This is a genomic window from Kitasatospora sp. NPDC059462, from assembly GCF_042749955.1.
In the GTDB taxonomy this organism is placed as follows: Bacteria; Actinomycetota; Actinomycetes; order Streptomycetales; family Streptomycetaceae; genus Kitasatospora.
The window spans coordinates 1-4,208 of record NZ_JBHYUU010000336.1; the positions used below are offsets into that span (position 1 = coordinate 1).

At 74.5% G+C, this 4,208-nt stretch carries 4 protein-coding genes; 2 read left to right on the top strand and 2 right to left on the bottom strand.

The window, feature by feature from the left end; genetic code table 11:
- Positions 1 to 81: 81 nt before the first annotated feature.
- Entirely contained in the window at positions 82 to 1,041 is a 960-nt protein-coding gene (locus ACFXAM_RS38025; RefSeq protein WP_380298435.1) for a tRNA (adenine-N1)-methyltransferase, read from the bottom strand.
- Positions 1,042 to 1,090: 49 nt separating this feature from the next.
- Positions 1,091 to 2,311 (bottom strand): site-2 protease family protein, encoded by a 1,221-nt coding sequence (locus tag ACFXAM_RS38030; protein ID WP_380298437.1) that lies wholly within the window; start codon positions 2,309 to 2,311, stop codon positions 1,091 to 1,093.
- A gap of 181 nt (positions 2,312 to 2,492) precedes the next feature.
- Between ACFXAM_RS38030 and ACFXAM_RS38035 the strand changes: the two genes are divergently transcribed.
- Together ACFXAM_RS38035 and ACFXAM_RS38040 are read left to right on the top strand one after the other, a co-directional pair.
- The gene (locus ACFXAM_RS38035) at positions 2,493 to 3,398 is read left to right on the top strand and encodes a RecB family exonuclease (RefSeq protein WP_380298438.1); all 906 of its coding nucleotides are present in this window, start codon (positions 2,493 to 2,495) and stop codon (positions 3,396 to 3,398) included.
- The gene (locus tag ACFXAM_RS38040) at positions 3,399 to 4,070 is read left to right on the top strand and encodes a response regulator transcription factor (RefSeq protein ID WP_148647703.1); all 672 of its coding nucleotides are present in this window, start codon (positions 3,399 to 3,401) and stop codon (positions 4,068 to 4,070) included.
- Positions 4,071 to 4,208 lie beyond the last annotated feature (138 nt).

Consider the following 4,208-nt stretch of genomic DNA (forward strand, 5'->3'; position numbering starts at 1 on the left):
CGTCACCGGGGGGTGGCGGGGGTGCGGTAAGGCGTATGGGGTGGTACGGCGCGGCCGTACCACCCCTTCCACGGAGCGTTGTCAGTCGAGGCCGGCCTGATCGGCGGCCTCGGCGCGGGCGGCGGCCCGGGCGGCGGCGCGCTCCTGCAGGGTGGGCTCGGGGGCCCCGTTGTCGTAGTCCTCGCCGTAGGCGCCCTTGGCCGGGCGGCGGCGGCGCAGCGGCGGCTCGACGCCGTCGGCGAGCCGGCGGGCGGTGAGCAGGAAGCCGGTGTGGCCGATCATCCGGTGGTCCGGGCGGACGGCCAGGCCCTCCAGGTGCCAGGTGCGGACCATGGTCTCCCAGGCCTGCGGCTCGGTGAAGGTGCCGTGCTCGCGCAGCGCCTCGACGGTCCTGGACATCTGCGTGGTGGTGGCCACGTAGCAGCAGATGAGGCCGCCGGGGACGAGCGCCTCGGAAGCGACGTCCAGGCACTCCCACGGGGCGAGCATGTCGAGGATGACGCGGTCGACGTCGGTCTCGACGAGGTTGTCCTGGAGGTCGCCGACGGTGAGCTTCCACGCCGGGTGCGGCCCGCCGAAGTAGCGCTCGACGTTGCCCTGGGCGATGTCGGCGAAGTCCTGGCGGCGCTCGTAGGAGGCGAGCATGCCGGTGTCGCCGACGGCGCGCAGCAGGTAGGTGGAGAGCGCGCCGGAGCCGACGCCGGCCTCGACCACGCGGGCGCCGGCGAAGATGTCGGCCATCGCCAGGATCTGCCCCGCGTCCTTGGGGTAGATCACGGCGGCGCCGCGCGGCATGGACAGGACGTAGTCGGGGAGCAGGGGGCGCAGCGCGAGGTACGGGACGTTCCCCGTGGTGCGCACGACCGTGCCCTCGGGGGCGCCGATCAGCTCGTCGTGGGGGAACGCACCCTTGTGGGTGTGGAACTGGTTCCCGGCCTGGAGCGTGAACGTGTAGTGGCGGCCCTTGGGGTCGGTCAGCTGGACCTGGTCCCCGACCTGGAAGGGCCCTCGTCGGCGGGCGGCACCGGTCGGTTCGGACATGCGGACAATCCTAAGGGAAGCGAACCGTCCGGCTGACCAGGTGATCCGCTCAGCGGCCGGTGACGGCGGCGGTCAGCCGCTGTTCGATGTCGGTGAGCGCCGCCACGCCGTAGGTGCGGCCGTCCTCCTCGACGACCAGGTACTCCCCCGCGGGGGTGGCCCGGACGGCGCGCAGCAGGTCCTCACCGGCCAGGTCGGCGGAGAGCCGCAGCCCGGGTTCGAGGTCGCGGGCGAGCGGGCCGACGCTGACCCAGGGGCGGCGGTGCTCGGGGACGGAACGGACGGCGGCCTCACGGACGATGGCGATCGGCTCGCCGCGGCCGTCGACGACCACCACGGCGCCGGCCTGGGCCTCGCGGGCGCGGCGCATGGCCTCGCCGAGCGGGGTGTCGGCGGTGACCTCGACGGCCCGGCGGGCGAGGTCGCGCAGCCGCAGGCCGGGCAGGACCTCCTTCAGCCGGGCGTTGCGCAGCGCGCCGCTGGCGCCGTTCCAGATGATCGCGGCGAGGACGGCGGCGAGCACGGCGTCGACCAGGGTGTCGGTGCGGCTGCGGTCGAGCGCGCGGGCCGAGCTGATCAGCGGCAGGCCGATCAGGACGGCGAGGGCGAGCGCGCGCCCGGCCCAGGCGGCGGCGACGGTGCCGGCCATCGGCCGGCCGGTGACGCCCCAGACCACGGCGCGCAGCATCCGGCCGCCGTCCAGCGGCAGGCCGGGCAGCAGGTTGAAGGCGGCGACGACGAGGTTGGAGACCATCAGCCCGGTGAGCAGGACGCCGGGGACGGTGGAGACCTCGACGGCCTGGAGGGCGAGGTAGAAGACGCCGCCGAGGACGAGCGACAGCAGCGGGCCGACGAAGGCCAGCCAGAACTCGCGCCAGGGGCGTTCGGCCTCCTTCTCGATCTCCGAGACGCCGCCGAAGAACTGGAGCTGGATGCGGCGCACCCCGAGCTTGTAGCGCAGGGCGACCAGGGTGTGGGCGAGTTCGTGGACCAGCACCGAGCCGTAGAAGGCGACGGCGAAGGAGAACGCGACCAGGTAGCGGGCGGCGCCGAGGTCGGGCAGCACCCGGTCGAGCTGGCCGCCGAAGACCCAGGTGATCAGGGCCGCGATGAGGAACCAGGACGGGGTCACGTAGATCGGCACGCCGAAGGGGCGGCCCATCAGGATGCCGCCGCGGGGTTCGGGTTCGCGGGGCGGCGGGGACCCCGGCCGGGTGCCGCCGCCGTGCGGCGGCTGGTCGGAGGTCTGCTGCCCCCTGGAGTCGCTCACCGTGTTCCCTTCGTCGTCGGCCCCCGCAGCGCGCCGCGCGCCGGTGCGCCCACGCTACGTGATCGGGGCGGCCGTCCGGCGCCCGCCCCTCGCCCTCCCCCTGGGTTCATACCCCGTGGCGACCGCTTTGCGGCAGCACCGTGGCAGCGGGATGACAGCGCAGGGCAATAGGGTCTGGGGTATGCAGACCGAGACCAGCAGCCCCGTGCCGGCCCCGCCCCGCCCGGCGGCGGCCCCGAGCGGGCTGTCCCCGTCGCGCGCCGGCGACTTCCTCACCTGCCCGCTGTTGTACCGGCTGCGGGTGATCGACCGGCTGCCGGAGCCGCCGAGCCCGGCGGCGACCCGGGGCACCCTGGTGCACGCGGTGCTGGAGCGGCTGTTCGACTCGCCGGCGACCGAGCGCACGCCGGAGCGGGCGCTCGGGCTGCTGCGCCCGCAGTGGGAGCGGCTGCTGGGCGAGCGCCCCGAGCTGGCCGGGCTGTTCCCCCAGGACCCGGACGGCGCGGCGCTGACCGGCTGGCTGGCGGACGCCGAGAAGCTGGTCGCCCAGTGGTTCCGGCTGGAGGACCCGACCCGGCTGCACCCGGTGGAGCGCGAGCTCTACGTGGAGACGGCGCTGGAGTCGGGGCTGCTGCTGCGCGGCTACATCGACCGGGTGGACGTCGCTCCCACCGGTGAGGTCCGGCTGGTGGACTACAAGACCGGCCGGGCGCCCTCGCGGGACTTCGAGGGCAAGGCGATGTTCCAGATGAAGTTCTACGCACTGGTGGTCTGGCGCTGGAAGGGCGTGATCCCCAAGCGGCTGCAGCTGGTCTACCTGGGCGGCGGCGGGGACGTGGTCAGCTACGACCCGGACGAGGCGGACCTGCTCGCGGTGGAGCGCAAGCTGCTGGCGCTGTGGGAGCGGATCGGCCGGGCGGTGGCCACCGGCGACTTCCCGGCGACCCGCAACCGGCTCTGCGACTGGTGCGACCACCAGGCCAGCTGTCCGGAGTTCGGCGGCACGCCCCCGCCGTACCCGCTGCCGCTGGCGCGTACGTCCGACGAGGTCGATCCCACGGGGGATCCGACGAGCAAGGAGTCGTAGGTGACGATCCGAGTGCTGCTGGTCGACGACCAGCCGCTGCTGCGCACCGGTTTCCGGATGATCCTGGAAGCCGAGTCCGACCTGGTGGTGGTCGGTGAGGCCGGCGACGGCCAGCAGGCGCTGGACCAGGTGCGGGCGCTGCAGCCCGACGTGGTGCTGATGGACATCCGGATGCCCCGGATGGACGGGGTGGAGGCGACCCGCCGGATCGCCGGCCCGGGGCGCGACGGCCCGGCGAAGGTGCTGGTGCTGACCACCTTCGACCTGGACGAGTACGTGGTGGAGGCGCTGCGCGCGGGGGCGAGCGGCTTCCTGCTGAAGGACGTGCCGGCCGAGGAGCTGGTGCAGGCGATCCGGGTGGTGGCGGACGGCGCGGCGATGCTGGCCCCGTCGATCACCCGCCGGCTGCTGGACATGTACGCCACCAAGCTCCCGTCCGGCGAGGAGGCGCCGCCGCAGGCGCTGAACGCGCTGACCGAGCGGGAGCTGGAGGTGCTGAAGCTGGTGGCGCGCGGGCTGTCGAACGCGGAGATCGCGGCGGAGCTGTTCGTCAGCGAGACGACGGTGAAGACGCACGTCGGCCACGTGCTGACCAAGCTGCAGTTGCGCGACCGGGTGCAGGCGGCGGTGTACGCCTACGAGAGCGGCCTGGTGCGCCCGGGCACGCTGTAGGGACGAGACGGAGGCCCGTCGGTTCCCCCCGGGCCGGGGGGGGACCCCCGGCCGGCCGCGGGTGGGGCCGGACGATCCCGCGCCGGCCCAAGACCCCGATCGGGAGCAGCCCGGGGGGGTGACCGGGGGGGACCCGCC

Excerpts from the sequence above, each read along its gene's own strand:
- ACFXAM_RS38025 (WP_380298435.1), bottom strand. The coding sequence starts at position 1,041 with ATGTCCGAACCGACCGGTGCCGCCCGCCGACGAGGGCCCTTCCAGGTC.
- ACFXAM_RS38035 (WP_380298438.1), top strand. The coding sequence starts at position 2,493 with ATGCAGACCGAGACCAGCAGCCCCGTGCCGGCCCCGCCCCGCCCGGCG.